We start from the raw sequence: 25,014 nt of genomic DNA on the forward strand, positions 1-25,014 counted from the left end.
AAATTCTACAAATGCACCCCGTCAAAAATGGGGGGATTACCGCTTGACCCTTGCCGATTGGGTGGGTCTCCACATTTTCCGGGCAAATCCAACCCACCTCCGCTCTGTGATCAGTTCAATCGGCTCAGGCCCTGATCTCGACGCCGAAACGGGGTCAGTTTTGCGTGCCTATTGACAGAGAATCCTGAGATTTCAAATCATGCGGATCAACCCGCCTAGGCTTTCGAGTTTGACGACGCCCGAGGATGAAAGTTGGTTTGTCGCGGCGCACTCGTAAATTGCCAGACACTCGCGGCGACGGAGGCGGAAGAAGCAGGGGATGCTCCGTTGCTGTCAGGCCAATCTCTGCCCGACGCAGAACACTCGTCATAGTGGTCGCCACGACCTACAGAACGTCCGCTATGGAGGATTGTCGCAAGTGCCGGGAAGCACCACAATCGGGCTGCTCTCCGCCCTTCACGCGCGACGCACTGTATCAAACCTCGGCGAAATCACTTCAGGTTCGCCATCACTCGCGCCAGAATCACCCTTGCGCCCTCCATATTCTCCGGCGCTGTTCCTGCGAGGGCGCGAGCTTCGACGTCCTGCACGGCCACACGAGCATCGACGAGAACGGTTTTTCCCTTCTCGGAAAGCGAAATGAGCACCATCCTGCTGTTGTTCGGCTCGGTTTGTCGATCGATGAAGCCATCCCGTTCGGTGCGCTGAAGAGTGTTCGTCGTGGTCGAGGTCTCCAGGTCGAGGCGGCGGGCGATCATGGCCGGGCGCATGCCTCCGTGCCGCCCGATCAAATCCAGGATCGCATACTGGGCAGGTGCAAGGCCAAGCGGGGCGAGTGCCGCCGCTATTTCTCGTGACGCGATACGTGCAGCTGGCAGCACCAAATTCGTAAGAAAGCCCCGTTCGTCGGTCATATCAGTGGTCCTCGCAAGCCCCAAGAGATCGGTGCGAATCTGTCGTCTTGCAAGGGGCAATCCATCCGCGACCTCAATATACTAGCATGCTCCTATTATCAAACGCCAACCGACTTACTAGCTTACTAGTAAGTTCGAGCGCCTCGACCTGGACGCGCCTCCCAGTTCTTCTGTCAATGAGCCATCGTCAGACGTACCACTCGTGACGACCATTCAGATGTAGCGCAGTCTCGCGCGCGGCAGGGCGAGTATCATATTTAAGAACAGTGCCCAACCGCTCGTTGAAATGGTTCGACGCTGCCCCCCGGAGACGGATGTAGGCCCCGCCTCATGGGCCTCTGAACTTTTCTTCATCAAAGTTACTAGCATGCTATTGTAATCCGAGCTTCACATGAATATACTAGCATCATAGCCCAAATGGAGTAAATGACATGATCCACCAGCGCCCTTCACAGCTCACCCTTCCGCTGCACATGCCGCGCGACCCCGTCAGCCATATCACGCCGCCGGTGGGCAAGCCTGCCCTTGCGGATGTTCTTGGCAAGGACTTCAACAATCTCGCACGCTTTCCGGCCATCAGCCCGGCTGAGGCATCGCGCCATGCGCCCCAGATCGGTCTGGCAGGTGAAAGTCTGGTAACGTCCTGGGCGGCGCGGCGCGGGCTTGCCCCCGTCTCGATGCCTGCTGGCGCGCCGTTCGATCACATCTTCACGGTTGGTCCGCATCTGGTTCGCGCTCAGACGAAGACAACGACCGGTCCGAGGCGGGATGGTCGTTACAGTTTCAACATGAGCAGGGGGAATTCTGGCGACCCCAATGGAACCTCCGCCTATGCGTCGAATGCATTCGATCTCGCAGCATTGGTCTTCCTTGATCTCGGGGTGATTTACTTCACGACCGAGAAGAAATCACGCTTCCGCTTCACTACTGAGGAGGCGCAGTTGATGTCGCATATCGAGTTCGAATGCTTCTGCGACTGCCTTCTGCAACTGGCGGTGATCGACCGTAGGGCCTTCGACGTCCTGACCGATGAACCGGATTGCGAAGCCGACTGCTGACTGAGATCTGCCAAGCCTGACGGCCCGCACGGGCCACGTTATCCAATCCACTTTCGCCAAACTCATTGATCCGCACGCTGGCGGACTGCCCCTTCTATTGCCCTGGAGACGCACATGACCGATCTCACCACCTCTTCAAAAACGACCGACATCATCCCCGGCAACAACGCGGCGCCGCACGCAGACTGGCGCAGCTTCGCCGCCGAGATCTTGACTACGCTGGCGGATCCGGAGCATCGGATCTGGGCATATGCCGCGTGGCACGGCAGTTCTGTGGTATCGCAGACGGATCACATCCCCGACGCAACGCCGGCGCGCGCAGATGAGGCGGCTGTTGATCCTTGGGCCGAAGATTATGAGGCGAGCGGCATTCTCGGCCTCGACTATCATGTGAATGACGCCACTGACCCGTCCCGGCCTGACCCCGACGCGCCAGAAGACAGTAAAAGGGGTCGTCCGCGCGCATCAGTGTTGACGGCAGTGATGCGGATCGCGCGGCAGTTCGCCACGCTGCGGAATCTTCTCGGAACTCTTGCGGCGCCGGGCGCGATCACTTTCCTGTCCTCTGGAACGCCCGAACTCGACAGCACCATCGAGCAGATCCTGAACGCAATCACCGTATCGGATCAGCGCGCACCAGGCGTGCCGAAACTGACGGCATGTACCATCGAGGAGGTATTCGCGATCGGGGACCGCAAGCGGTCGGGTCCGTTCGGCGCTTTCAGTGTCGGTGTCAAAAGGTGGATCGAAGACGGCCATCCGATCGTCATCACTGGTGCTGGGTCCGCAGTGATGCGTCCGGAACTGCAGGCCATGGTCAGCAATGTCATCCATCTCGTGCCCTTCAGCCGCGAAATGCTGTGTGAGGTGCTCAACAGCCTCTATCCCGGTGGCGAGGTGCGGGCCGACAATCTTCCGGATTGCTTGGGTGCGGCAGAGCTCGGGTGCCTCTCGCCCGAAGCGCTGACCATTGCCACACGTGCCGCGACGCCGACGGATGCAATCCGGCGGCTGGTCGCAGACATTCCGTTGCCAACCGTAGCCGGGCCCGGACTTGCGGACTTCCCGCTGCAGCCAGCGGTTCGGGAACCTGTTGAACAGCTGCTTGCGGATATGCTGGCCTGGCAGAACGGGGACATCCCATGGTCCGATGTGTCGCGCGGCATTCTGCTGGTTGGGCCCCCGGGCTGTGGCAAAACCGAACTGCCTCGTCTCATTGCGAAAGAAGCCGGGATCACGGTCCATCCGGCCTCGATGGCCAAGTGGCAGTCCACCGGTGCGCGGTCGTCCGACATCTGCCGCGAGATGCGCAGTTTCTTCACCAAGGCTGCGGCAGCGGCACCCTGCATTGTCTTCATCGATGAGTTGGATACTTTCGGAGATCGCGGTCGACCCCAAGACCACAACAGCTCCTGGACCGACATGGTGATCGGGGCACTGCTCGAATGTCTCGATGGATATGAAACCGGCGAAGGCGTCGTGGTGATGGCCGCGACGAATCTTCTGCACAAGATCGATGCCGCCCTGCGCCGGCCCGGCCGTTTCGACCGTGTTGTGACCGTTGGCCACCCCACGCCGGATCTGATGCCCTCGGCCTTCCGGTGGCACCTACGCGATGACCTGGAGGGGGCCGACCTGCCGGCCATCGCTGCGGCGGCGACCGGTATGACCGGAGCCGAGGTCGCTGAAAGTGTCCGGCGCGCACGGGCGTTGGCGCGGCGTGCCTGCCGTCCCCTCACGCCGGAAGATCTGGGCACTGCTATCGCGGAGAGGCGTCCGCCGCTCGCCGAGCAGTTGCGTTGGCAGGTGGCTGTCCATGAGTGCGGTCACGCGATCGTCGCGCATGCAACCGGCCGGGCGCGACCGAAGCTGCTTTCCTTGCATACGGGGGGCGGCTCGGCCGACATGACGCGGGCTGCGAGCAACTTGCGCCGCGCTGATATCGATGATGAAATCGCCTGCTGTCTCGCTGGCCGCGCTGCGGAGCGCCTAATCGTCGGCTCCGCGAGCGGTGGGGCTGGCGGTACGGAGGACAGTGACCTCGCCCATGCGACCAGAGTGGCCGCGGGCATTGAACTGTCCTACGGTCTCGGCACCAGCGGAACCGCTTGGCATGGATCGCCGGACGCCGCACTGTATCAGATGCGCCTTGACCCGAACATCCTCGCACGGGTTCAGATTCATCTTGATGACGCGGAGGCCTTCGCCTTCGAGTTGCTGAAGACTAACCGAGCGCTTCTTGAAGACATGGCGCGGGAGCTTATGCGGACCTGCCTGCTGACTGGCCCGACGCTGGCGGCACTCCTCGCACGCACCGACCCGCAACCCACGGTGCGCAGGGCGGCGGGCCCGCCCCAGCAGGCACCTTCGGACCTCACCCGGACGACCACGCCAGCGCGTGCCGACAGGTTGTGGGGGCGGCGACGGAAGTGACGGGGGCTGAGATCGCGGCCAGTGTGCGCCATGACCGCGCTCACCGACCGCTCGGTCCCGACGATCTGATGGCAGCCGTCAACGAAATCCGCCCGCCGCTCGAAGACAAGTTGCGTTGGCAAGTGGCGGTCCATGAGGTCGGCTATGCGATCATGGCACACGCGACCGGCTGCGCTCGTCCGCACCTGCTGTCGTTCCATGCTGTCGGCGGTGGGGCCGAAATGACCCGTGTGCCGAATGCCCTGTACCGTAGCGATCTGGATAGTGACCTGGCCTGCCTACTTAGCTGGCCGGGCCGTGGAACTCCTGGTTCTCGGCTCGGCGAGTTGCGGCTTCGGAGGGCCGAAGGACAGCGATCTGGCACATGCGACAAGAACGGCAGCGGCGATCGAGCGGTCGTTCGGCCTCGGCGGCAGCGGAACGGCACATGTTGCGGGCTGGCGGACAGCACGCTCCAGCAGGTGCGTCTGGACATTGAACTTCTCGTGCGGGTGCAGATCCGCCTCGACAATTCCGGGGGTGTTGCGCTCGAGTTGCTGAAAACCAATCTCGCGCTTCTTGAGGAAATGTCCACGCACCTGAGGCGCACCACGGTCTTGAGTGACCCGGCCCTCGCAGACTTCCTTGCTCAGATAGATCATCCGTCCCCAGACATGATCAAACAGCCAAGCCCGCGGCAAACAAAGCTTGGGGACGCCCATGTCACGAGCAGCAACAATGCCCAACCTCTCGTGGAAATGCCGGGCTCCCGCACGACCGGACCGCAGTCGTAATCAGTAGCCATCTCTGAATTCTACCCCATCACTTCTTTTCAATAGGAAACCGCGCCCGTGAGGGCGCGGCGCGGCGCCTTACATATTGGGTAATTTGTCCAAGAAGCCGCGAGAAAACTGGAAGACCGAACTTGGGCCAAGATCACCGACAATCTTGAAATCCATGACCACCGGCTTCGTTGTGACGGTTCTATGTCCAGGCAACTTCGCGGTGCATTCGACGCGGCAGTTATTCCAGCACCGATGACCAGGAGGCCGCGATGTACGACTCCCTGGCGCTCCGCGCGCGGAAAAAAACTTGTTGATATACGCGGCAACGAGAAAGAAGCGCATATTCGGAGCACTGGCATACATGGAACGAGCTGGATGTTCTGGAACATCCCGACTTGGTGGCCACGGCGCCATCTGATTTACCTCGGAAAACATTTTGTGGAACACCGGCAGGGCATGGGGCTTCCCATCGACAAATCTTCCGGAACATTTGAGGCTCCGGCGATCAAACTTTCCCCTTTGACCGCTTTCGGAAAACGGGGAAATCGGTTGCACGTGTTCCGCGACTTTGGACGAGAGAAGTCCCAACATACAGTGAAACAGTCAAGCGCAAAATCGACATTTTTTATCGCTTTTTGCGGGAGTTATCCACAGGCAATCCCATGTTCCGGATAAGTATCCTTGGGATCTTGTGAACGGCTCAACTATATTTGGATGCGAGCCACAGACCTGATGCGCCTGAAACCGACCATGGCCACGACCCTCCTCGATCCGCGAATAGCGGGCCAAAGCAAGACACCGAGAGACCAAAAAATGAAGAGCTTCCAGAACGCCATGACTTGCGCAACCGGGCTGCAACGCGACGATGTCGCTGTGCATTATGGAGCTGGTCCCAGCCTCTCTTTCAAGCTTTTTGCAGCTTTCTATTTGCCCCTCGAGTGTCGGTCTGTCGAGATTCAGAAGGCATATGAAAAGTCCTTGGTGTCGCATAGCTGTGGAATGAAGAACGCGCCCGTCGTTTCCCGCCCGAGTCTATCGATCCGACTTCCTGACCTCACTGACATCAGGAGGCTTCGACGATGCCCGGACCGCGCCTAAGTAAAGCGAGCCTCTCGAATGCTCTGTCCGCGTTAATGGACCTTGGGATGACGCCTCGCCAAGTGTCGATAAACACCGACGGGACCTTCACCATTGACCTCGGTGAGACGCATGCGGAACAATCAGCAGACCGTGCCACCGTGCCGAAGAAGTGGGCTTCACAGGGAGTGATCAAGTGAGATACCGATTTCCCGGTCTTTTGCGGGACAAGACCGCTGCAGGGACGGTTCGCTGGCGCGTTCGTGTCGAGGGACTTCCGAACAAAAAGGTTCGGATCTTTTGCGGACCCGGTGAGCCGGGCTTCGAAATGCAGTACTGTGCCGCGCGTGCAAGCCATTCCGTGGAGGTCGTGAAGCCGGTGTGTCCACAAAAGGGTACTCTGGACGAGTTGTGCGACAAGTTTCTGGAATGGATGCAAGTCCAAGTCGAAGGAAAGAACCTGTCCCCGCTGACGCTTTCCGGACGCCGTACAGGCTTGACGCAGGCGCGCGAAGTCAAGGATCCGGACGGCGACCGCATGGGATCTCTCAGTGCCGACATGCCCGAGGACGCGTTCATCCATATCTACGACTCCTTCGGGTCGAGGACCGGCGCAGCCGAGACCAGCCTCAAAGCTCTACGTGCAGCGTACAAATGGGGACAGGATAGAGGTTTTCCCAAAAACAGCGCTGTGTTGAGGGTGAAGTCCACCCATCGAAGCAAGGGAGGGGCAACGCCATGGAGTTCAGCGGACGCGATTAAGTTTCTGAAATACCATGGCCCAGGCACCATGGCCCGGCTCTGGTTTTGTCTTGCTTACGCAACGCATGGCAGAATCGGGGATGCTCCAACCCTTGGGCCAAGCAATGAGTTCGTTCATGATGGTAAGCGGCATCTCGAATGGCAGCCAAGAAAGAAGGGGTCGGCATACGTTTCATTTCCATTCGACGGCGCGCTGGCCGAGGAACTCGAAAACCATCCCAAGCGTGAGACCTACCTTGCAACGGACTACGGAAGGCCGTTCGCTTCGTCCGGCAGCCTCGACAACCGTGTCCGGAAGTGGATCATTGCGGCTGGCCTGTGCGTAGAAGCAACGGCGACTGACGGAAGTCTGGTCTACGAAGGCACGGGCAAGAGAAAGGTCGTCAAGAAATTGGCCACCCGCTCGCAGCATGGCATTCGCAAAGGTGTCGCGGAACTTATGGCTGAAAACGGAGCTACGGAATACGAGCTCATGGCGTCTTTCGGCTGGACGGACGCGAGGACCGCAGCAATCTATACGAAAAAATTCCAGCGACGTGGTGCAGCAACTGCCGCTTCAAACCGGATCCTGACTGCGCAAGGTGGACCACGGACCAAGCGTCGTGGTCCACAAGGCCACGAAAACACCAGAAAAATAAAGGAAAAATCAATGGTGTGGCAGCCCGTAGGGGAGTCGAACCCCTCTTCCCAGGTTGAAAACCTGGTGTCCTAACCGATAGACGAACGGGCCACTGGCGGGGTGAATAGGGCAGCGGGCGGCAGCGCGCAAGGGGAAAAGTGACGGCCCTGCCACCGATGCATCACGGCTCAGCCGTCGATGCGTTTGGCCATGATTGCGATGGCCTGCTGATAGACGGTGGCAGCGTTCCACTGCTGGATCACGGCAAAGTTAGGCTCGCCTTCCTGATAACCGGCACCGGGGCGCCAGCCCTTCTGGCGCAGGAAATTCGCGGTCGAGGCCATGGCATCGGTCAGGTTGTTCAGGTCGACCTTGCCGTCACCATTGCCATCCACCCCATAGATCAGCGCATTGCCGGGCAGGAACTGGGTATGACCCCATTCCCCATGCTTGGCCCCCACGGTTGATGCAGTGATCGCGCCCTCATCCACCAGTTTCAGCGCGCCGATCAGATGCGGGCGGAAAAACGCGCTGCGGCGGCAGTCATAGGTGAGCGTGGCGATGGCCGAGACAATTCTGGTATCCCCCATGAAACCGCCAAACCCGGTTTCCATCCCATGGATCGCCACCAGAACCCCGGCCGGCACGCCATAGCGCTGCTCGATCGCGGCAAACAGATTGGCGTTCTTTGCCTTGCGCGACCTGCCCTGACTGACAATCGTATCCGCCCCGCGCACCTGCATGAATTTTTCCAGCGTATAGCGAAAGCTGCGCTGGTTGCGGTCTGCCGCGATGGTGGGCCCGGAATAGCTGGACCCCATCAGCGCCGCCAGCCCGCGCTGCCCCACGCCTTCGGCCCGCGCCTCTGCCGCCATCTCAGTCTTCCACGCCTCATACCGCCCGCCGGTATCGGAACACGAGGCGGCAGAGGCGGACGAGGCGAACAGCGCAACACAGATGGCGAGGGAAAACGATTTCAAGGCAGGCATCAATACACTCCGGCAGATGAATTTCCGTGCAGTGTAGTGACCCCCTCACGCGGCACAAGCGATTGCTGGGCCCGGGCGTGGGGATTGCCGTCAAGTTTGCGTCAGCAGGGCGGGTTTCCGTCAGACCGGCGGGCCAGACGGTCGGGCGGCTGCGAGTCAGACCGCAGGCGCGTCTGTCGTGCCGGTGTGGCCTGCTTCCAATGCGGCGATCCGCGCCTCCAGCGCCGCGTTTTCTTCGCGCGCCTTGATCGCCATCGCCCGCACCGCGTCAAATTCCTCACGCGTCACGAAGTCGCGATCCGCCAGCCAGCGGTCGATCAGGCCCTTCATCGCCGTTTCCGCCTCGGTCTTGGCCCCTTGCGCCACGCCCATGGCGTTGGTCATCAGGTGGCTGAGGTCGTCAAAGATCTTGTTGCGGCTTTGCATGGGGATGTCCTTACGCTGTCCTGTTCCTTATATGGTCTGGTCCGCTCACGCCGCAAGACGGCGCTGCACATTCAAGAGACCACGCGCCGCAATCGGGCACGGCTCATTGACAAGTCGGCCCCACCTGCCGACAACGCGGGGGTTCGATAGCCGAGGTGCCATGTCCTATATCCCGTTCCCGCAGATCTCGCCCGAGATCTTTGCCATTGATCTGTTTGGCATGACCTTTGCCCTGCGCTGGTATGCGGTGGCCTATATCGTCGGGCTGATCGGCGGCTGGCGCCTGGTGCTGGACACGCAAAAGCGCGCCCACCTGTGGAACGGCACGCCCCCGATGACCGCCGATCAGGTGGAACGCCTGCTGACCTGGGTGATCATCGGGGTCATCCTGGGGGGGCGGCTGGGATTTGTGCTGTTCTATCAGCCGGGGGTCTATCTGCAGAACCCGGGCGCGATCCTGCGGGTGTGGGAAGGCGGCATGTCCTTCCACGGTGGGTTCCTTGGCGTGGTGGTCGCAGGCATCATCTTCTGCCGCCGCGAAGGTATCCCCATGCTCAAGGCCGCCGATGTCATGGCGTTGGCCGCCCCGCTGGGGCTGTTCCTTGGCCGGGTGGCAAATTTCATCAATGCCGAGCTTTGGGGCCGCCCGACAACCCTGCCATGGGGCGTGGCCTTCCCCGGCGAGGCGGCGCAGACCTGCCCCGGTGTTGCAGACATCTGCGCGCGCCACCCCAGCCAGTTGTATGAGGCGCTGCTCGAAGGCCTGCTGCTGGGCGCGGTCCTGTTGTGGCTGGCCTACCGGCGCGGCTGGCTGAAATGGCCCGGCGCGCTGACCGGCCTGTTTGTGGCGGGCTACGGCGCGGCCCGCTTTGCGGTGGAATTCGTGCGCCAGCCCGATGCGCAGTTCATCACCGAAGGCAACCCCCTGGGCCTTGCCCTGCAGGTCGGCGGCTATGGCCTGACCATGGGGCAGATCCTGTCGCTGCCGATGATCGCGGTGGGGCTATGGCTGACCTTGCGCGCCCGCCCTGCATGACGGAACTCGTCGGAACACCCCTTGGCCAGATCATCGCCGCGCGGATCGCGGCCACCGGGCCGATCACCCTGGCCGAGTATATGGCCGAATGCCTTTTGCACCCCGACCACGGCTATTACACCACCCGCACGCCCTTTGGCGCGGCAGGCGATTTCACCACCGCACCCGAGATCAGCCAGATGTTCGGCGAGCTTCTGGGCCTATGCCTCGCCCAAAGCTGGCTCGATCAGGGCGCGCCGAACCCCTTCACGCTGGCCGAACTTGGCCCCGGCCGTGGCACCCTGATGGCCGATGTGCTGCGCGCCACCCGCGCGGTGCCGGGCTTTCACGCGGGCGCGCAGGTGATGCTGGTCGAGGCCTCCCCCGCATTACGCAGCGAACAACTCGCCCGGCTGGCCCCGCGTGACATCACCCACGCCGACAGCATCGCGGCACTGCCAGACCAGCCCCTGTTCCTGCTGGCCAATGAATTCTTCGATGCGCTGCCGATCCGTCAGTTTCAGTTCGACGGCACCCATTGGCGCGAACGGCTGGTCGGGGTGCAGGGCGGCCTGCTGGCGTTCGGCCTGTCCGACCCGCTCACCCTGCCCTTCGTCGCCCCCGCCTTCCGGGACCCCGCACCCGGCCGCGTGGTCGAGGTCTGCCCGGCGGCGCAGCCCATTGCCGAAACCATCGGCCAGCGCATACATGCTCATGGCGGCGCGGCGCTGATTGTGGATTACGGCGGCTGGCGCTCGGCGGGCGATACGTTTCAGGCGGTGCGCGCCCATGGCTTTGCCGACCCGCTGGCCACTCCGGGACAGGCTGACCTGACCGCGCATGTGGATTTCGAAGCCCTGGCCGCCCATGCCGGGCTGCCGCATGCCTATACCGGGCAAGGGCCGTTCCTGTTGCGGCTTGGCATCGAGGCCCGCGCCGCGCGGCTTGCCCATTCGCTCACCGGCGCGCCGTTGCAATCGCACCTTGCCGCGCATCGGCGCTTGACCCATCCGCAGGAAATGGGTTCGGTGTTCAAAGTGCTGGGCCTTCACCGCCCCGGCACCCCACCACCACCTGGATTCGCCTGACACAATGACACTGGCCCCCATCACCTCTGACGCGCTGACCGTCCGGCACGGCTTCTTCACCCGCAAGGGCGGGGCATCCTCGGGCATCTTTGCCGGGTTGAATTGCGGCGCGGGGTCGACCGATCTGTCGGATGCGGTGGCCATAAACCGCGCCCGCGTGGCGGCCACGATGGATGTGCCGCTGGACCACCTTGTCGGCGTGCATCAGGTGCATTCGGCGCAGGTCATCACCGTGACCGGCCCGCTGCCGGTGCGCCCGCATGCCGATGCGCTGGTCACCGCCACGCCCGGCGTGGCCTTGTCGGTCCTTGCTGCCGATTGTCAGCCGGTGCTGTTTGCCGACGCCCGCGCGCAGGTGATCGGGGCCGCCCATGCCGGCTGGCGCGGGGCCATGGGCGGTGTGCTGGAAGCCACGGTCGACGCGATGGAGGCGTTGGGTGCCTCGCGCGACAGTATCGCCGCCGTGATCGGCCCCTGCATCAGCCAGCGCGCCTATGAGGTCGGGCCCGAGTTTTTCGACAGCTTCGTGGCGGATGACCCCGCCAACAGCCGGTTCTTTGCCAATGGCACCGGCGACCGGATGCTGTTTGACCTGCCCGGTTATGGCCTGCACCGTCTGCGCCAAGCCGGTGTGGGGCATGCCGAATGGACCCGGCACTGCACCTATCACGACGCCGAGCGATTCTTTTCCTTCCGTCGCACCACCCATGCGGGCGAGGCGGATTACGGTCGGCTGATATCGGTGATCCGGCTGTAGCCATCTCCGCTGCGGTGCCGCCGGAATATGGCAGCAATTGGCGCAAAATCCGAAAACAATGCTGCATCATTCACCCGGATTGTCGCCAAATCCAGCCATATCAAACAGATAGCAAAGTCGACACTGCAAGCCAATTGCCTTGCCCCGCAGCGGTCTGACCACAATCTTACACAGATCACGCCCCGACCCTGCCCCAAAGTCTGGCCAGACTGGTCGCAAGAGCCAATGCTTCAAAGACCAAGGAACAGTGATCATGAAAAAAGAACGCCGCTGGCTGAAATCCGCAATCGCCGCCAGCCTTGACCCTCAGATCGCGCTGCCCTGGGCGCGGGCTGCGCGCCGGAAGCCGCAAGCACTGAAAGCGGTCATCGCCCCTGCCCGGGCACAGGCCGCGCGCTGATCGAATCGCGTTGAAAACAAACGGGCCGCGCCTTGCGCGGCCCGTTTGCGTTTGTCCGCAGGGCACGCACTAGCGGTTCAGATGACTGTCCAATTTTAACCACATTTGACCGGTTTTCGTTGCTCAAAACGCAACAATCCAGGCCCCTGTTGCCGACTGGTGAAAAAGAACGATCAATGCCAGAAAAACTTTGACGCAGCGCCGGATTTTCGCCATGTTCCGACCATAGCGATTTACCATCGAAATGGTGGACTGGTTCCCGGTGTAAGACCCCCGCGCATCTGCGGTGGCAGCGTAAACCAGAACGGTCGTTGCTTTGGCAAAAGCGGTCCCGGTGCTCCTCTGGCACGTTAACGGGGCCGCTTTTTGCATTCTGGGTATCAGCCGCCCACGAACCGCAGCGACGCGGTCAGGCCGTTTTGGCCAGCCGCGCTTCCAGCACATCGAACGGCACGCCGGGGTCATCCTTGGCGCAGCGGATCACCAGACTGGTTTTCACATTGGCCACATTCTCGGCCTTTAGAAGGTCGCCGGTCAGAAAGCTCTGGAACGACGACAGATCGGGGGCCACGCATTTCAGAATGAAATCGATCTCGCCATTCAGCATATGGCACTCGCGCACCAGCGGCCAGGCGCGGCAGCGCGCCTCGAACGTCGCCAGATCCGCCTCGGCCTGGCTTTGCAGCCGCACCATGGCAAAGACCTGCACCTCGAACCCCAGCTCGCGCGCGTCGATATCGGCGTGATAGCCCTTGATGTACCCCGCCTCTTCCAGCGTGCGCACGCGGCGCAGGCAGGGCGGCGCCGAAATGCCGACGCGCTTGGCCAGTTCCACATTGGTCATCCGCCCGTCAGCCTGCAATTCCGCCAGAATCTGACGGTCGATCGGATCAAGCTTTGACACGGCCATGGGGCACTCCTTTTGCGCCTATCTAGGCGCGGCCCCTGCTTCGCGCAACAATGTTTCAACACTGCGCAGGAATATTTCGTCAATCCACCGCGCAGCCCGCTGTTTACGCAATGCTGCGTGCGGTCACAGGGGCTTTCCGCCCCGCCCGCAACCGCCTATATCTCTCTTGCACGAAAACGGATGAGGGCACCATGGGCAACACTCGGCATACACGCGTTCTGATCATCGGGTCGGGCCCGGCAGGATATACGGCGGCGGTGTATTCGGCCCGCGCCATGCTGAACCCCATTCTGGTGCAGGGCCTGCAACCCGGCGGCCAGCTGACCATCACCACCGAGGTCGAAAACTGGCCCGGTGACACCCATGTGCAAGGCCCCGATCTGATGGTGCGGATGCAGGATCATGCCACCGCGATGGGGGCAGAGATCATCAGCGATTACATCACCTCGCTCGACCTGAGCCGCCGCCCCTTTGTGGCACAGGCCGATTCCGGCACCACCTACACCGCCGATGCCGTCATCCTTGCCACCGGCGCGCAGGCCAAATGGCTGGGCCTGCCGTCGGAAGAAAAGTTCAAGGGCTTTGGCGTGTCCGCCTGTGCCACTTGCGACGGGTTCTTTTATCGCGGCAAAGAGGTCGTGGTGATCGGCGGCGGCAATACGGCGGTGGAAGAGGCGCTGTTCCTGACCAACTTTGCCACGAAGGTGACGCTGATCCACCGCCGCGACAGCCTTCGCGCCGAAAAGATCATGCAGGACCGGCTGTTCAAGCACCCCAAGATCGAAATGCTGTGGAATTCCGAAGTCACCGAAATTCTGGGCGACGAGGCACCGCTTTCGGTCACCGCCGTCCGCACCCGCAACCTGCTGACCGGTGAGGTCAAGGATGTGCCCTGCCACGGCTTCTTCGTCGCCATCGGCCACGCCCCGGCATCGGAACTGGTGAAAGATCAGCTGGACCTGCACTCGGGCGGTTATGTCACGGTGGAACCCGGCACCACCCGCACCGCCATCCCCGGCGTGTTCGCGGCGGGTGATCTGACCGATCATGTCTACCGCCAGGCCGTCACCAGCGCCGGCATGGGCTGCATGGCGGCGCTGGATGCCGAACGTTTCATCGCCGCGCAGGAAGCGATGCTGAAGGCCGCCGAATAGACGCGCGCCTAGTACCGCGTGCGCGACCGCTCACGCGACGGCAGCTCGCCTGCGTGGTCCAGGGCACCGGACGGCGCGATGTTGCGCGCCTTGTCCGCCATCGCCCCCTTGCCGGGGTCGGCCTCGGGGTCTTCGGGGTGCAGCGGGCCGCCGTCTTCCAGCATGACGTTGGCCTGCGCCCCCGACTCCTTTAGTTCCATCGCGTTTTCGGCCAGATCCTGCTGGCTGACCGCAGCTTCGGGTTCACCATCGGCCTCGGCCCGGCGCTGGCGTTCCTGTGTCACCAGATCCAGCGCAAGGCCCAGCACCCGCGCCTTGCCTTCGGTGCCCGCGTTCTGGGTGGCGGCGGCCACCCCGGATGGGTCTGCCTTGCCCCGCGCCTCACGGCGCTGACGGTTGGCCATCTCGCGCGCACGGTCGCGCCGGTCACGCAAGCGCTGCAACGTGTCGTTCAGCTCTGACTGGCCGATCTGCTGCAGATCCCCGCGCCGGGCGGTTTCGACCAGTTTCGCCTCGTCCAGATCCAGAAGACGCAAATCATCCGCGTGAAAGGTGTGGCTGTCTTGTGCGGTCATGGCTGCATCTCCTTTTTGAAACATCTGTCCTGAAAGGAACGCCCGACTGCCCCGGTGGTTCCGCACACCCGGGGGGCTGCGCCACCGCGGCCCCGGATGAACGAAATCATCGGGCCGCGCGCGCAATGCGGAAAGGCTTCCGCTTTGCGGCGCGGATGCAGCATTTTCGCCCTCGTTTGCGGCCATACCCCTGTTTTGCTTGAATTGGGCCGCATTCACACGCTACAGCCCCGCGCGAATGACGAGGGTAAGCCCTCGCCCGGCTGTGCATGTGAAAGGCCCGTATCCGATGTCGCTTCCCAACCTCGCCCCGATCCCCGAGCTCTATGTTTCGTATGAATCCGCCCAGAAGCTGAAGGCCGAGGCGGGCAATCTGCCATCCTGGGATATGACCGCGCGGCAGATCTGCGATCTGGAACTGCTGATGAACGGCGGCTTCAACCCTCTCAAGGGGTTCATGTCGGAAGCCGATTACGACAGCGTGGTGGAAACCATGCGCACGGCCAGCGGGGCATTGTTCCCGATCCCGATCACTCTGGATGTGAACGAGAAATTCGCCGAAACCATCGAGCCGGGGCAGGACATTGCGCTCCGCGATCAGGAAGGCGTGATCCTCGCCATCCTGTCGGTCACCGACAAATGGCTGCCCAACAAGGCGAATGAGGCCGCGAAGGTCTTTGGTGCCGACGATCTGGCCCACCCTGCCGTGAACTACCTGCACAATCAGGCGGGCCGCGTTTACCTCGGCGGCCCCATCACCGGCATCCAGCAGCCGGTGCATTACGACTTCAAAGGCCGCCGCGACACGCCCAACGAACTGCGCGCGTTTTTCCGCAAGATGGGCTGGCGCAAGGTGGTGGCGTTCCAGACCCGCAACCCGCTGCACCGCGCGCACCAGGAACTGACCTTCCGCGCCGCGCGTGAAGCACAGGCCAACCTGCTGATCCATCCGGTCGTCGGCATGACCAAACCGGGCGATGTCGACCATTTCACCCGCGTCCGCTGCTATGAGGCGGTGCTGGACAAATACCCCCAATCCACCACCACCATGAGCCTTCTCAACCTCGCCATGCGCATGGCCGGCCCGCGTGAGGCCGTGTGGCACGGCATCATCCGCAAGAACCACGGCTGCACCCATTTCATCGTGGGCCGCGACCACGCGGGCCCCGGCAAGAACTCTGCGGGGCAGGATTTCTACGGCCCCTATGACGCGCAAACCCTGTTCGCCGAACACGCGACAGAAATCGGCATCGAGATGGTCGATTTCAAACACATGGTCTATGTGCAGGAAAAGGCGCAATATTACCCCGCGAATGAGGTGCCGGAAAACACCACCGTGCTCGACATTTCCGGCACCGAACTGCGCCGCCGCCTGCGCGAAGGCATCGACATTCCCGAATGGTTCAGCTTTCCCGAAGTGGTGCGCGAATTGCGCCGCACCTCGCCGCCGCGCGCGCAGCAGGGGTTCACGGTGTTCTTCACCGGCCTGTCCGGCAGCGGAAAGTCCACCATCGCCAATGCGCTGATGGTCAAGCTGATGGAAATGGGCGGCCGTCCGGTCACGCTGCTGGACGGCGACGTGGTGCGCAAGCACCTGTCCTCGGAACTCGGCTTTTCCAAGGAACACCGCGACATCAACATCAAGCGCATCGGCTATGTGGCGTCGGAAATCACCAAAAACGGCGGCATCGCCATCTGCGCCCCCATCGCCCCCTACACCGCCACCCGCCGCGCCGTGCGTGAAATGGTCGAGGCGTTCGGTGCCTTCATCGAGGTGCATGTCGCAACCGCCATCGAAGAATGCGAACGCCGCGACCGCAAGGGGCTGTACAAGCTGGCGCGTGAAGGCAAGATCAAGGAATTCACCGGCATTTCAGACCCGTATGAAGCGCCCACCAAAGCCGAACTGGTGGTCGATACCGAAGGCACCGATGTCGACCATTGCGCGCATCAGGTGATCCTGAAACTGGAATCGCTCGGCCTGATCCGGGGCTGACCTGAACCGATCCCCCGCCATCCGGGCTGACCGGATGGCGGGGATCTGACCGGCAGAACCCGCTGCCGCCCCTCACGCCTTAACCTGTCCGAAAGCCGCCCCTGCGATGCTGGTGTCACCATCTTCGGGCAACAGCAGGGGAAATGGCGATGAAAGACACCGGCCTGATCACCGCCGGCGCCACAGGCGCAGATCCCATCCCCACCGCCCGCAGGCGCGGCTTTGCCCCGGCCCGGCACCCCGCCTACCGCAGCCTTGTCGCCGGTACGCTGGTCCGCACCCCTGATGGCACCGTGCTGATTGATGATCTGACCCCGGGCGATCTGGTGCTAACCGCCGATCACGGCCCGCGACCTCTGCGCCGCATTCTGCGCCGTCGTATCGGCGGGCGCGGTGCCGCCGCCCCGGTTCTGATCACGGCAGGCACCTTTGGCACCTGCCGCGATCTGCACCTGTCGCAGGATCAGCGCATTGTGCTGTCAGACCCGCGCGCCACCGCCCTTGTCGGTGCCGCACAAGTGCTGGCCGAAGCGCGCCATCTGCTGAACGGCACCACGGTCCGGCTGTCCCCCTGCGCGGGGGTCGATTACATCCAGCTGGTGTTTGACCGGGCCGTGCTGATCTTTGCCGAAGATATGCTGATTGAAACCGCCTCTGCCGACACCCATCCGATGGGTCCGGCACTGCGCCCCATAGCCAGCGCGTCCGATCTGGCAGCCATGATGCAGGCGCTGATCCGCCCGCCCGCGCCGCCTGCCCTCATCCCGGCAGGCAGCCCCTTGGCCGCCCCCGGGGTCAGATCTGCGGCCGCAAAGCCGCAAACCCCCTAATGCGCGCTGACCGGGGCCAGATCGTTCTGCCGTGCCAGTGAAAACGCCATGCTGCGGTCACGCACCAAAGCCAGCCGCTCGCCATCCGGGCGATGCACCGAATACACCGTCTCGACATCGCCGATCTGCTCACGCAGGTCATCCGGCAAATCGGCCACCATAACCGGTCGCACGTAAACGATCGGGCTTTTTGCCTCGGCAACCACTTTGAAAGGACTGTTCATCTATCGTCTCCTTATCCGCGGCCGATACGGATGGTCTGCACCACCGCATCCGGAACCGATCGTTTCAGATCAATGTGCAGCAGGCCATGATCCATGCTGGCCCCTGCCACCTCGACACCGTCGGCCAGAACAAAGCTACGCTGAAACGCGCGTGCAGCAATCCCCCGGTGCAGGAACACACGGTCTTGTGTGTCTTCGGGCTGCCGTCCGCGCACCACCAACTGCCGGTCCTCGACCGTAATGGCCAGGTCATCCTCGCGGAAACCGGCCACCGCCAGCGTGATGCGATAGGCGTTGTCCGCCGTGGCTTCGATGTTGAACGGCGGATACCCCTCGCCCGAGGCTTTCGCCGTCCGTTCCACCAGCCGTTCCAGCTGCTCGAACCCCAAGAGGAACGGATGTGCGCCAAAACTCAGTTTCGTCATCTGTCTGATGCCCTTTGCAAAAGCGACATTATGCGGTGCGGGCCCCGTGACAGGCACCCGCATCTGATCAAATATGGGGAAGGCAACCGCAGGGTGCAAGGGTGCAGCCCCCGGCCCAAACCTGCGGCCCAAGGGCCTGCGCCTGTCGCACCGCGATGCATCCCGGGCCCGGCCTGAAAATCCATGCCGCTCCCGCCATTATCTTTGCCGAAAAGCCAAAGACTCCCTATATTCTATCCACAGACAGTGACGCGACTCAGCCCCCCTCCGGCAAGCAAACCCAGCAAGCGAACATCATGAACGCGCCCAGCGAACTCAACTTCGAAGACATGCTCCGCATCCGGCTGGAAGTGCTTCGGCGTGAACATCGCGATCTGGACGAAGCGATCCATGCGCTGGAGGCGACGGGCCGCCCCGATCAGCTGACCCTGCGCCGCCTGAAAAAGCAAAAGCTGTCGCTGAAAGACCAGATCGTGAAGATCGAAGATCAGCTGATCCCCGATATCATCGCCTGATCCGCCCGGCACCTGGCCCCCGACCCTTGCCCCCGCCCGCATCCTGTCGTAATCGCGCCCAAGGCACTTGGGATCAAGTCACTCGGGGGAATGCGCATGGCCGTTGACGTCGGACTCATCATGGGGTCGCAAAGCGACTGGCCCACGATGAAAGAAGCCGCCCTGATCCTTGATGAACTGGGCATCCGCTATGAGGCAAAAATCGTCAGCGCCCACCGCACGCCCGACCGGCTTTGGTCCTACGGGCGCGACGCTGCGGGCCGCGGGCTGAAGGTGATCATCGCAGGCGCAGGCGGTGCCGCCCACCTGCCGGGCATGATGGCCAGCAAAACCCGGGTGCCGGTGATCGGCGTGCCGGTGCAGACCAAGGCCTTGTCGGGGGTCGACAGCCTCTATTCCATCCTGCAGATGCCCAAGGGCTATCCGGTCGCCACCATGGCCATCGGCGCTGCGGGTGCCGCCAATGCCGGGCTGATGGCCGCAGGCATCCTCGCCCTGATGGACCCCGCCCTCGCCGAGCGGCTCGACGCCTGGCGCGCCGCCCTGTCGGCGTCCATCCCCGAGGAGCCGAAGGATGACTGAACCGCTGCATCCCGGCGCCACCATCGGCATCCTCGGCGGCGGCCAGCTGGGCCGCATGCTGTCGGTCGCCGCCAGCCGCCTTGGCTTTCAGTGCCACATCTATGAACCCGGCGCCGCACCCCCCGCAGGCCACGTTGCCGCCCGGGTGACCACCGCGCCCTATGAAGACCTCGCCGCGCTGCGCGCTTTCGCGCAAAGCGTCGATGTCATCACCTATGAATTCGAGAACGTCCCCACCGCCTCGCTCGACGCGCTGGAGGCGATTTGCCCGATCCGCCCCAACCGCCGCGCGCTGGCGGTGTCGCAAGAGCGGATTGCCGAGAAGGACTTCCTCACCGGCCTTGGCCTTATCACCGCGCCCTATGCCCGCGTGACCGATCTGGCGTCGCTACAGGCGGCCATCGCGCAGATCGGCACCCCCGCCATCCTGAAGACCGCCCGTCTGGGCTATGACGGCAAGGGTCAGGCCCGGATCATGACGCCGGAAGACGCCCCCGCCGCATGGGCCGCGATGAACGGGGCCGAATCGGTGCTGGAAGGCTTCATCGACTTCAGTCACGAGGTCAGCGTGATCGCCGCGCGCGGCCTCGATGGTTCGGTCGCATGCTACGACCCGGGTGAAAATGTGCACCGCGCGGGCATCCTGCACACCACCACCCTGCCCGCCCGCCTGTCGCCCACCCAGCGCAGCGACGCGGTGCTGATCGCCGCCCGCATCCTGAACGCGCTGGACTATGTCGGCGTTCTGGGGGTGGAGCTGTTCGTGACGCCGCGCGGCCTGATCGTCAACGAAATCGCCCCGCGCGTGCACAACTCCGGCCACTGGACCCAGGCCGGCTGCGCGGTCGACCAGTTCGAACAACACATCCGCGCCATCGCAGGCTGGCCGCTGGGTGACGGGTCACGCTACGCCGATGTGGTGATGGAAAACCTGATCGGCGAAGACGTGGACAAGGTGCCCGCCCTCGCCCGCGAGCGGGCCACCCAGATCCACCTTTACGGCAAGGCCGAGGTGAAACCCGGCCGCAAGATGGGCCACGTCAACCGCGTGATCAACAGGCTGACCTGAGCACAGGGAGCCGCCCGAAGGGGCATCGAGCCCCCGCGGGCGGCATTGCCATGGCGTGGTTCTGACATCGGAGCCCTGCGGATATGGAAGAGCTTCCGGCGGGGATACTCAACAACAGGAAATAAGCATTTTCTGTCTTTGAAATATCCTGAGGGTTTGGGGGCAGAGCCCCCGGGCTTACGCCCCCACGCCGACTGACGGCAGCAGTTGCACGCCGTTGATCTGCCAGCCATCGGGCGTCTCGATCATCTGGTAGTCAAGCAGATGGGTGCGGCCCTGCTGGTCGGTGATCATCACCCTTTGCCACAGGTTCCCCGCCACCTCTCGCAGGTCAAGCATCTTCACCTCACCGGAGCGGTGAACCATCGGATAGCCCTGGCGAACCATCCTGCCGAAATTGTCCGGCGTGCCGAAAAGGCCCTTGATGGTCGGGCTGGCAAAGCTGAAGGCCGTGGCGAAATCATCCTGCCCCAGCGCGGACAGCTGGTTGCGGATGGTGTCCCGGATCGGGTCGTCCTGCGCGGCGGCGGGCAGCGCCAGCAGGCTGGCGGTCAGGAAGGCGGCGGTCAACACGGTGGTGCGCAGGCGCATGGCTTTGGTCCCTTCGCAAATATCCCCTTGCGAAAGGGTAGACCGGGCACGCGCCCGGTCAATGCCATCAGTCCTCGCCCTGCGTCAGCCTCCGGTGTCAGGCGGTTGCAAAATCGCCCGCCAGCCCCTTGTCGATCAGCGCAATCGACTCGGGCACCCCGTAAAGCGCGATGAAGCCACCAAAGCGCGGGCCGTCCGACGCGCCCAGCAATACCTCATACAGCGCCTTGAACCAGTCACGCAGCGGCTCGAACCCGTGGTCCTTGCCCACGGCAAAGACCATGGTCTGCAGCGCATCGGCATCAGTGCCGCCGTCCCACGCCGCAAGGCGCGCGCGCAGATCCTGCATCGCGGCGCGCTCCTGATCATTGGGCAGGCGGAACACCCGGTTGGGTGCGATCTTGTCAGCAAAGTAGCGCACCGCATAGCCTGCCGCCGCATCCAGATCAGGGTGGGTTTCCGGCGACGCCTCCGGCGCATAGGCCCGGATATAGCCCCACAACCCCTTGGCATCCTTGGCCCCCGCCACCGATGCCAGGTTCAGCAGCATCGAGAACGGCACCACCATCTTCGACCCGGGCGGCATACCGCCATGGATGTGCCAGACCGGGTTGTTCACCTGCGCGTCCGCGTCCTGATCCGCGTAGGCGCGCAGCTGCTGGTGGTATTCATCCACTGCGCGCGGGATCACGTCGAAATGCATCCGCTTCGCCGTCTTGGGCTTTTGATACATGAAATACGACAGCGATTCCGTCGCCGCATAGGTCAGCCATTCGTCGATGGTCAGGCCATTGCCCTTCGACTTCGAAATCTTCTGGCCAGACTCGTCCAAAAACAGCTCATAGCTCATGTGGTTGGGTTTCCGCCCCCCCAGCACTTCGCAGATGCCGTCATAGATCGGCGTGTTGGTGGAATGGTCTTTGCCGTACATCTCGAAATCCACCCCCAGCGCCGCCCAGCGCGCGCCGAAATCGGGCTTCCACTGCAGCTTTACGTTGCCGCCCGTCACCGGCAGCGTCCACTCGCGACCCGACTCGTCGTCAAAGGTGATTTCGCCGCGCACGGCATCCACATTCTTCATCGGCACATAAAGCACCCGCCCCGTCTCGGGGTGGATTGGCAAAAACGCCGAATAGGTCTGCTGCCGCTCTTCGCGCAACGATTTCAGCATGATGGCCATGATCGCATCATAGCGTTCCGCGCACAGGCGCAGCGTGTCGTCAAACCGGCCCGACTTGTAGAACTCGGTGGCCGAGATGAACTCATACTCGAACCCGAAGGTGTCCAGAAACCGGCGCAGCATGGCGTTGTTATGCGCGCCAAAGCTGTCGTATTCGCCGTAGGGGTCCGGAACGCTTGTCAGCGGCTTTTGCATGTGGCTCCGCAGCATATCCTGCTGCGGCACGTTTTCCGGCACCTTGCGCATGCCATCCACATCATCGGAAAAACAGATCAGCCGCGTCGGAATGTCGCTGATCACCTCAAACGCGCGGCGGATCATCGTGGTGCGCGCCACTTCGCCAAAGGTGCCGATATGCGGCAGGCCCGATGGGCCATAGCCGGTCTCGAACAGCACATAACCCTTTTCGGGGGCCTGTTTTTCATAGCGTTTCAGGATGGCGCGGGCCTCTTCAAAGGGCCAGGCCTTCGATTTCATCGCCGCATCGCGCAAAGCAGACATTGCTTTCATCCTTGAACCGCCCCCGCACCCCATGCGCGGGGAAGCCCTCGTCCTCTATTGCCGGAACCCCGGCGCGTCAATATTGTCGCCCCCAAAGCATAAGGATCACGCCATGCCCAATATCCCCCCGTCTCTGTCTGCACCCGATGCGCTGGTGGCCGTGATGGTGGCCGTGTCGGCGGCGGATGAACAGATGCGCACCTCGGAACTGGTGGCGATCCAGCGTATGGTGAACCATATGCCGGTGTTTACCGGCTATGACAGCGACCGCATCCGCACCGTCAGCCAGACCGTGTTCGACCTGTTCGAGGAAGAAGACGGGCTGGACGCCCTGTTCGGCCTGATCCGCGATGCGCTGCCGGAACGCTTGCGCGAAACCGCCTATGCTCTGGCCTGCGATGTGGTGGCCGCCGATGGCAAGCTGCCCGATATGGAGCTGCGGATGCTGGAAGAGGTGCGCGAAGAACTGGCCATCGACCGGCTGCACGCCGCCGCCATTGAATGGGGCGCGCGGGTACGGCATATGAAGCCCTGACCGCCGCCGCGCACGCCCACCGGTTTTGCACGGCGCTTCCACCATCCGTAGGGCGGGGTTCACCCCGCCTTGCCCGCCAGAAAAGGCGGGGTGAACCCCGCCCTACCGCGGGCGACAGGTGTCAGCCATAGGTCTGCGACCAGCGCGACAGCAGCTGCCGTTGCAGGTTGCGTGCCCGCGTGGTCCATGCCGACCCACCCGCCGGGGCCTCACGCTCCGACTCCGGCAGGGCATCGCGGCGGGCGGTATCGCCAAGGAATATCGCAAAGATCAGCTCCTTGCCTTGCGGGTTCACGATATGCCCCGACAGGGCCGAGACAAAATTCAGCGTGCCACTTTTCGCGGTCACCCGAACCGGAGAGTTGGCAATTTCCTTGCCCTTGGCATCACGCAGCCCCAGATCGCGCAACAAGGGCTGCAACCCCGCATCCGCCCGTCCCGCCAGCCGGATGATCTGCGCCATATCGGCGACGGTGACGCGCGAGGCAGAGCCTAGCCCGGAATGGTCGACAAAGCGGCACCCCACGCCATAACGCGCCGCCGCCCAACCCGACATCGCAGCGCCCGACGCCGCAAGATCAACGGCACCTGATGCGCGCAGCCCCACCGCTTCGGCGGTGATATTGGTGGAAAACCGCAGCATGTCGCGCAGGATCTCGGTCAGCGGTGCGCTGTCCACCCCGGCCAGTTCCTGCCCCGCAGGCTCGGCCTGCTGCGGCTGCGGGTCGGGCAGGGTGATGCCCTGCGCGCGGGCCAGCGTATGAAACACCTCGCCCACATAAACCGCTGGCCGCCGCACCGGCAGCCAGCGACTGCCGCCCTTGCCCAAAGCCCCTGCGGCCACCGTCCATTCCTCTGCCGTGCCCCCGGCATCATAGGTGAACACCGGTGCCTCACGCGCCACCACCTGCATCCGCGCCATCTTCACCGCGGGCACAAAGCGGTTGCCGCGCGCATCCATCGCGGTCGCCCAGCCGTCATTGGCCCGCTTCCATTCAAAATGCACCCGGTTGAAATTCAGGTTCAGCCCGCCGATCGACGGGTTATAGCCCACCTGCACCGGCTGTTCGTCGCTGATGCGCACAACCGGCGGCAAGGCCCGGTCCCAGGTCAGGAAGCGCCCGGTGACAGATGTCACCCCGCGCGCCGCCAGCGCCGCCGCCAGATCACCCAGCTGATCGGTCTGCAAGGTCGGGTCGCCCGCCCCCGCCAGCACCAGATCGCCCTGCACCACGCCGTCCACCACCGGCCCCGTCGCCAGCACGCGGGTGCGAAAGCGGAAGTCCGGCCCCAGCTGTGCCAGCGCATACAGCGCCGTCACCGCCTTGGCCACGCTCGCAGGCGGCATCGGCACCTGCGCCTCGCGCTGTTCCAGCACGGTGCCGGTCTCGGCCTCCATCACCACATAGCTGGCCACCGCCGCATCGCCAAGCCGGGCACCGGCGATCAGCACCTCAGCCGATGTGGCGGGCAGTCGTGCCGCCGGCACGCCGCGCGGCATCGGACGCACAGACCGGGCCGGTGCCTCTGCCAGCGCGGGCAAGGCCAGCCAGACAGCCCCACCGCCCAGCACCCCGCCCAGAATCTGCCGCCGTGAAATCATTGCCCGTCCCATATCCGCTCCG

At 63.2% G+C, this 25,014-nt stretch carries 24 protein-coding genes and 1 tRNA gene; 14 read left to right on the plus strand and 11 right to left on the minus strand.

What is annotated here, in order from left to right; translation table 11 throughout:
- Positions 1-491: 491 nt before the first annotated feature.
- Positions 492-914, minus strand: coding sequence for a MarR family transcriptional regulator (locus tag EEB11_RS16530; RefSeq protein ID WP_135433259.1), 423 nt, complete (start codon positions 912-914; stop codon positions 492-494).
- A 431-nt stretch (positions 915-1,345) separates the two neighbouring features.
- Here EEB11_RS16530 and EEB11_RS16535 point away from each other — a divergent pair, with 431 nt between their 5' ends.
- From EEB11_RS16535 to EEB11_RS16545, 3 genes are all read left to right on the plus strand, one after another.
- Positions 1,346-1,972, plus strand: coding sequence for a PDDEXK-like family protein (locus EEB11_RS16535; RefSeq protein ID WP_135433262.1), 627 nt, complete (start codon positions 1,346-1,348; stop codon positions 1,970-1,972).
- Between the two features lie 114 nt (positions 1,973-2,086).
- On the plus strand, positions 2,087-4,405 hold the full coding sequence (locus EEB11_RS16540; RefSeq protein ID WP_135433264.1) for an AAA family ATPase: 2,319 nt from the start codon (positions 2,087-2,089) through the stop codon (positions 4,403-4,405).
- 68 nt (positions 4,406-4,473) lie between these two features.
- On the plus strand, positions 4,474-5,178 hold the full coding sequence (locus EEB11_RS16545) for a hypothetical protein (protein WP_135433266.1): 705 nt from the start codon (positions 4,474-4,476) through the stop codon (positions 5,176-5,178).
- 2,485 nt (positions 5,179-7,663) lie between these two features.
- On the opposite strand, the gene EEB11_RS16555 is transcribed toward EEB11_RS16545, so the two are convergent.
- The 3 genes from EEB11_RS16555 to EEB11_RS16565 all read right to left on the minus strand — a co-directional run bounded on the left by EEB11_RS16555 (position 7,664) and on the right by EEB11_RS16565 (position 9,042).
- A tRNA-Glu gene (locus tag EEB11_RS16555) sits at positions 7,664-7,738 on the minus strand.
- 77 nt (positions 7,739-7,815) lie between these two features.
- Positions 7,816-8,616 carry a lytic murein transglycosylase gene (locus EEB11_RS16560; RefSeq protein WP_135433268.1) on the minus strand — a complete coding sequence of 267 codons (801 nt, stop codon included), beginning with the start codon at positions 8,614-8,616 and terminating at the stop codon, positions 7,816-7,818.
- Positions 8,617-8,772: 156 nt separating this feature from the next.
- The gene (locus EEB11_RS16565) at positions 8,773-9,042 is read right to left on the minus strand and encodes an accessory factor UbiK family protein (RefSeq protein WP_135433270.1); all 270 of its coding nucleotides are present in this window, start codon (positions 9,040-9,042) and stop codon (positions 8,773-8,775) included.
- Positions 9,043-9,202: 160 nt separating this feature from the next.
- Here EEB11_RS16565 and lgt point away from each other — a divergent pair, with 160 nt between their 5' ends.
- From lgt to EEB11_RS19635, 4 genes are all read left to right on the plus strand, one after another.
- On the plus strand, positions 9,203-10,078 hold the full coding sequence (gene lgt, locus EEB11_RS16570; protein ID WP_135433272.1) for a prolipoprotein diacylglyceryl transferase: 876 nt from the start codon (positions 9,203-9,205) through the stop codon (positions 10,076-10,078).
- Positions 10,048-11,145, plus strand: a complete 1,098-nt coding sequence (locus EEB11_RS16575) for a class I SAM-dependent methyltransferase (RefSeq protein WP_245298959.1) — start codon at positions 10,048-10,050, stop codon at positions 11,143-11,145. Before lgt ends, EEB11_RS16575 begins: the two co-directional genes overlap by 31 nt.
- Before the next feature lie 4 nt (positions 11,146-11,149).
- Complete coding sequence (gene pgeF, locus EEB11_RS16580; protein ID WP_135433274.1) at positions 11,150-11,902, plus strand: peptidoglycan editing factor PgeF; 753 nt, start codon at positions 11,150-11,152, stop codon at positions 11,900-11,902.
- Between the two features lie 253 nt (positions 11,903-12,155).
- Positions 12,156-12,302: a hypothetical protein gene (locus tag EEB11_RS19635; protein WP_167852779.1), complete on the plus strand. Its 147-nt coding sequence runs from the start codon at positions 12,156-12,158 to the stop codon at positions 12,300-12,302.
- Between the two features lie 409 nt (positions 12,303-12,711).
- On the opposite strand, the gene EEB11_RS16585 is transcribed toward EEB11_RS19635, so the two are convergent.
- Positions 12,712-13,212, minus strand: a complete 501-nt coding sequence (locus EEB11_RS16585; RefSeq protein ID WP_118150404.1) for an Lrp/AsnC family transcriptional regulator — start codon at positions 13,210-13,212, stop codon at positions 12,712-12,714.
- 191 nt (positions 13,213-13,403) lie between these two features.
- On the opposite strand from EEB11_RS16585, the gene trxB reads away from it, so the two are divergent.
- The gene (gene trxB / locus EEB11_RS16590; protein ID WP_135433276.1) at positions 13,404-14,366 is read left to right on the plus strand and encodes a thioredoxin-disulfide reductase; all 963 of its coding nucleotides are present in this window, start codon (positions 13,404-13,406) and stop codon (positions 14,364-14,366) included.
- An 8-nt stretch (positions 14,367-14,374) separates the two neighbouring features.
- Here trxB and EEB11_RS16595 read toward each other — a convergent pair whose 3' ends face one another.
- Positions 14,375-14,941 carry a hypothetical protein gene (locus EEB11_RS16595; RefSeq protein WP_135433278.1) on the minus strand — a complete coding sequence of 189 codons (567 nt, stop codon included), beginning with the start codon at positions 14,939-14,941 and terminating at the stop codon, positions 14,375-14,377.
- A gap of 289 nt (positions 14,942-15,230) precedes the next feature.
- Between EEB11_RS16595 and EEB11_RS16600 the strand changes: the two genes are divergently transcribed.
- The gene (locus EEB11_RS16600) at positions 15,231-16,937 is read left to right on the plus strand and encodes a bifunctional sulfate adenylyltransferase/adenylylsulfate kinase (RefSeq protein WP_135433280.1); all 1,707 of its coding nucleotides are present in this window, start codon (positions 15,231-15,233) and stop codon (positions 16,935-16,937) included.
- A 149-nt stretch (positions 16,938-17,086) separates the two neighbouring features.
- A complete protein-coding gene (locus tag EEB11_RS16605) occupies positions 17,087-17,767 on the plus strand; it encodes a Hint domain-containing protein (protein WP_167852780.1) in 681 nt (226 codons plus the stop codon).
- Here the strand turns inward: EEB11_RS16605 and EEB11_RS16610 are convergent.
- Positions 17,764-17,991, minus strand: coding sequence for a DUF1150 family protein (locus EEB11_RS16610; RefSeq protein WP_135433284.1), 228 nt, complete (start codon positions 17,989-17,991; stop codon positions 17,764-17,766). The two genes, EEB11_RS16605 and EEB11_RS16610, sit on opposite strands and share 4 nt — an antisense overlap.
- Positions 17,992-18,002: 11 nt before the next feature.
- Positions 18,003-18,416, minus strand: coding sequence for an Hsp20 family protein (locus EEB11_RS16615; protein ID WP_135433286.1), 414 nt, complete (start codon positions 18,414-18,416; stop codon positions 18,003-18,005).
- Positions 18,417-18,712: 296 nt separating this feature from the next.
- On the opposite strand from EEB11_RS16615, the gene EEB11_RS16620 reads away from it, so the two are divergent.
- From EEB11_RS16620 to EEB11_RS16630, 3 genes are all read left to right on the plus strand, one after another.
- The gene (locus EEB11_RS16620) at positions 18,713-18,931 is read left to right on the plus strand and encodes a YdcH family protein (protein WP_135433288.1); all 219 of its coding nucleotides are present in this window, start codon (positions 18,713-18,715) and stop codon (positions 18,929-18,931) included.
- 96 nt (positions 18,932-19,027) lie between these two features.
- Positions 19,028-19,513, plus strand: coding sequence for a 5-(carboxyamino)imidazole ribonucleotide mutase (purE, locus tag EEB11_RS16625; RefSeq protein WP_135433290.1), 486 nt, complete (start codon positions 19,028-19,030; stop codon positions 19,511-19,513).
- Positions 19,506-20,582, plus strand: a complete 1,077-nt coding sequence (locus tag EEB11_RS16630; RefSeq protein ID WP_135433292.1) for a 5-(carboxyamino)imidazole ribonucleotide synthase — start codon at positions 19,506-19,508, stop codon at positions 20,580-20,582. Before purE ends, EEB11_RS16630 begins: the two co-directional genes overlap by 8 nt.
- A 177-nt stretch (positions 20,583-20,759) precedes the next feature.
- Here EEB11_RS16630 and EEB11_RS16635 read toward each other — a convergent pair whose 3' ends face one another.
- Positions 20,760-21,173 carry a DUF4864 domain-containing protein gene (locus EEB11_RS16635; protein WP_135433294.1) on the minus strand — a complete coding sequence of 138 codons (414 nt, stop codon included), beginning with the start codon at positions 21,171-21,173 and terminating at the stop codon, positions 20,760-20,762.
- A 97-nt stretch (positions 21,174-21,270) separates the two neighbouring features.
- The gene (locus EEB11_RS16640; protein ID WP_135433296.1) at positions 21,271-22,854 is read right to left on the minus strand and encodes a lysine--tRNA ligase; all 1,584 of its coding nucleotides are present in this window, start codon (positions 22,852-22,854) and stop codon (positions 21,271-21,273) included.
- A gap of 112 nt (positions 22,855-22,966) precedes the next feature.
- Here EEB11_RS16640 and EEB11_RS16645 point away from each other — a divergent pair, with 112 nt between their 5' ends.
- Positions 22,967-23,389 carry a tellurite resistance TerB family protein gene (locus EEB11_RS16645; RefSeq protein ID WP_135433298.1) on the plus strand — a complete coding sequence of 141 codons (423 nt, stop codon included), beginning with the start codon at positions 22,967-22,969 and terminating at the stop codon, positions 23,387-23,389.
- A 121-nt stretch (positions 23,390-23,510) separates the two neighbouring features.
- Here EEB11_RS16645 and dacB read toward each other — a convergent pair whose 3' ends face one another.
- Positions 23,511-25,004 carry a D-alanyl-D-alanine carboxypeptidase/D-alanyl-D-alanine endopeptidase gene (dacB, locus tag EEB11_RS16650; protein ID WP_245298960.1) on the minus strand — a complete coding sequence of 498 codons (1,494 nt, stop codon included), beginning with the start codon at positions 25,002-25,004 and terminating at the stop codon, positions 23,511-23,513.
- Positions 25,005-25,014: the final 10 nt, after the last annotated feature.

It is taken from the genome of Pseudotabrizicola sediminis (assembly GCF_004745575.1).
Taxonomy (GTDB): Bacteria; Pseudomonadota; Alphaproteobacteria; order Rhodobacterales; family Rhodobacteraceae; genus Pseudotabrizicola; species Pseudotabrizicola sediminis.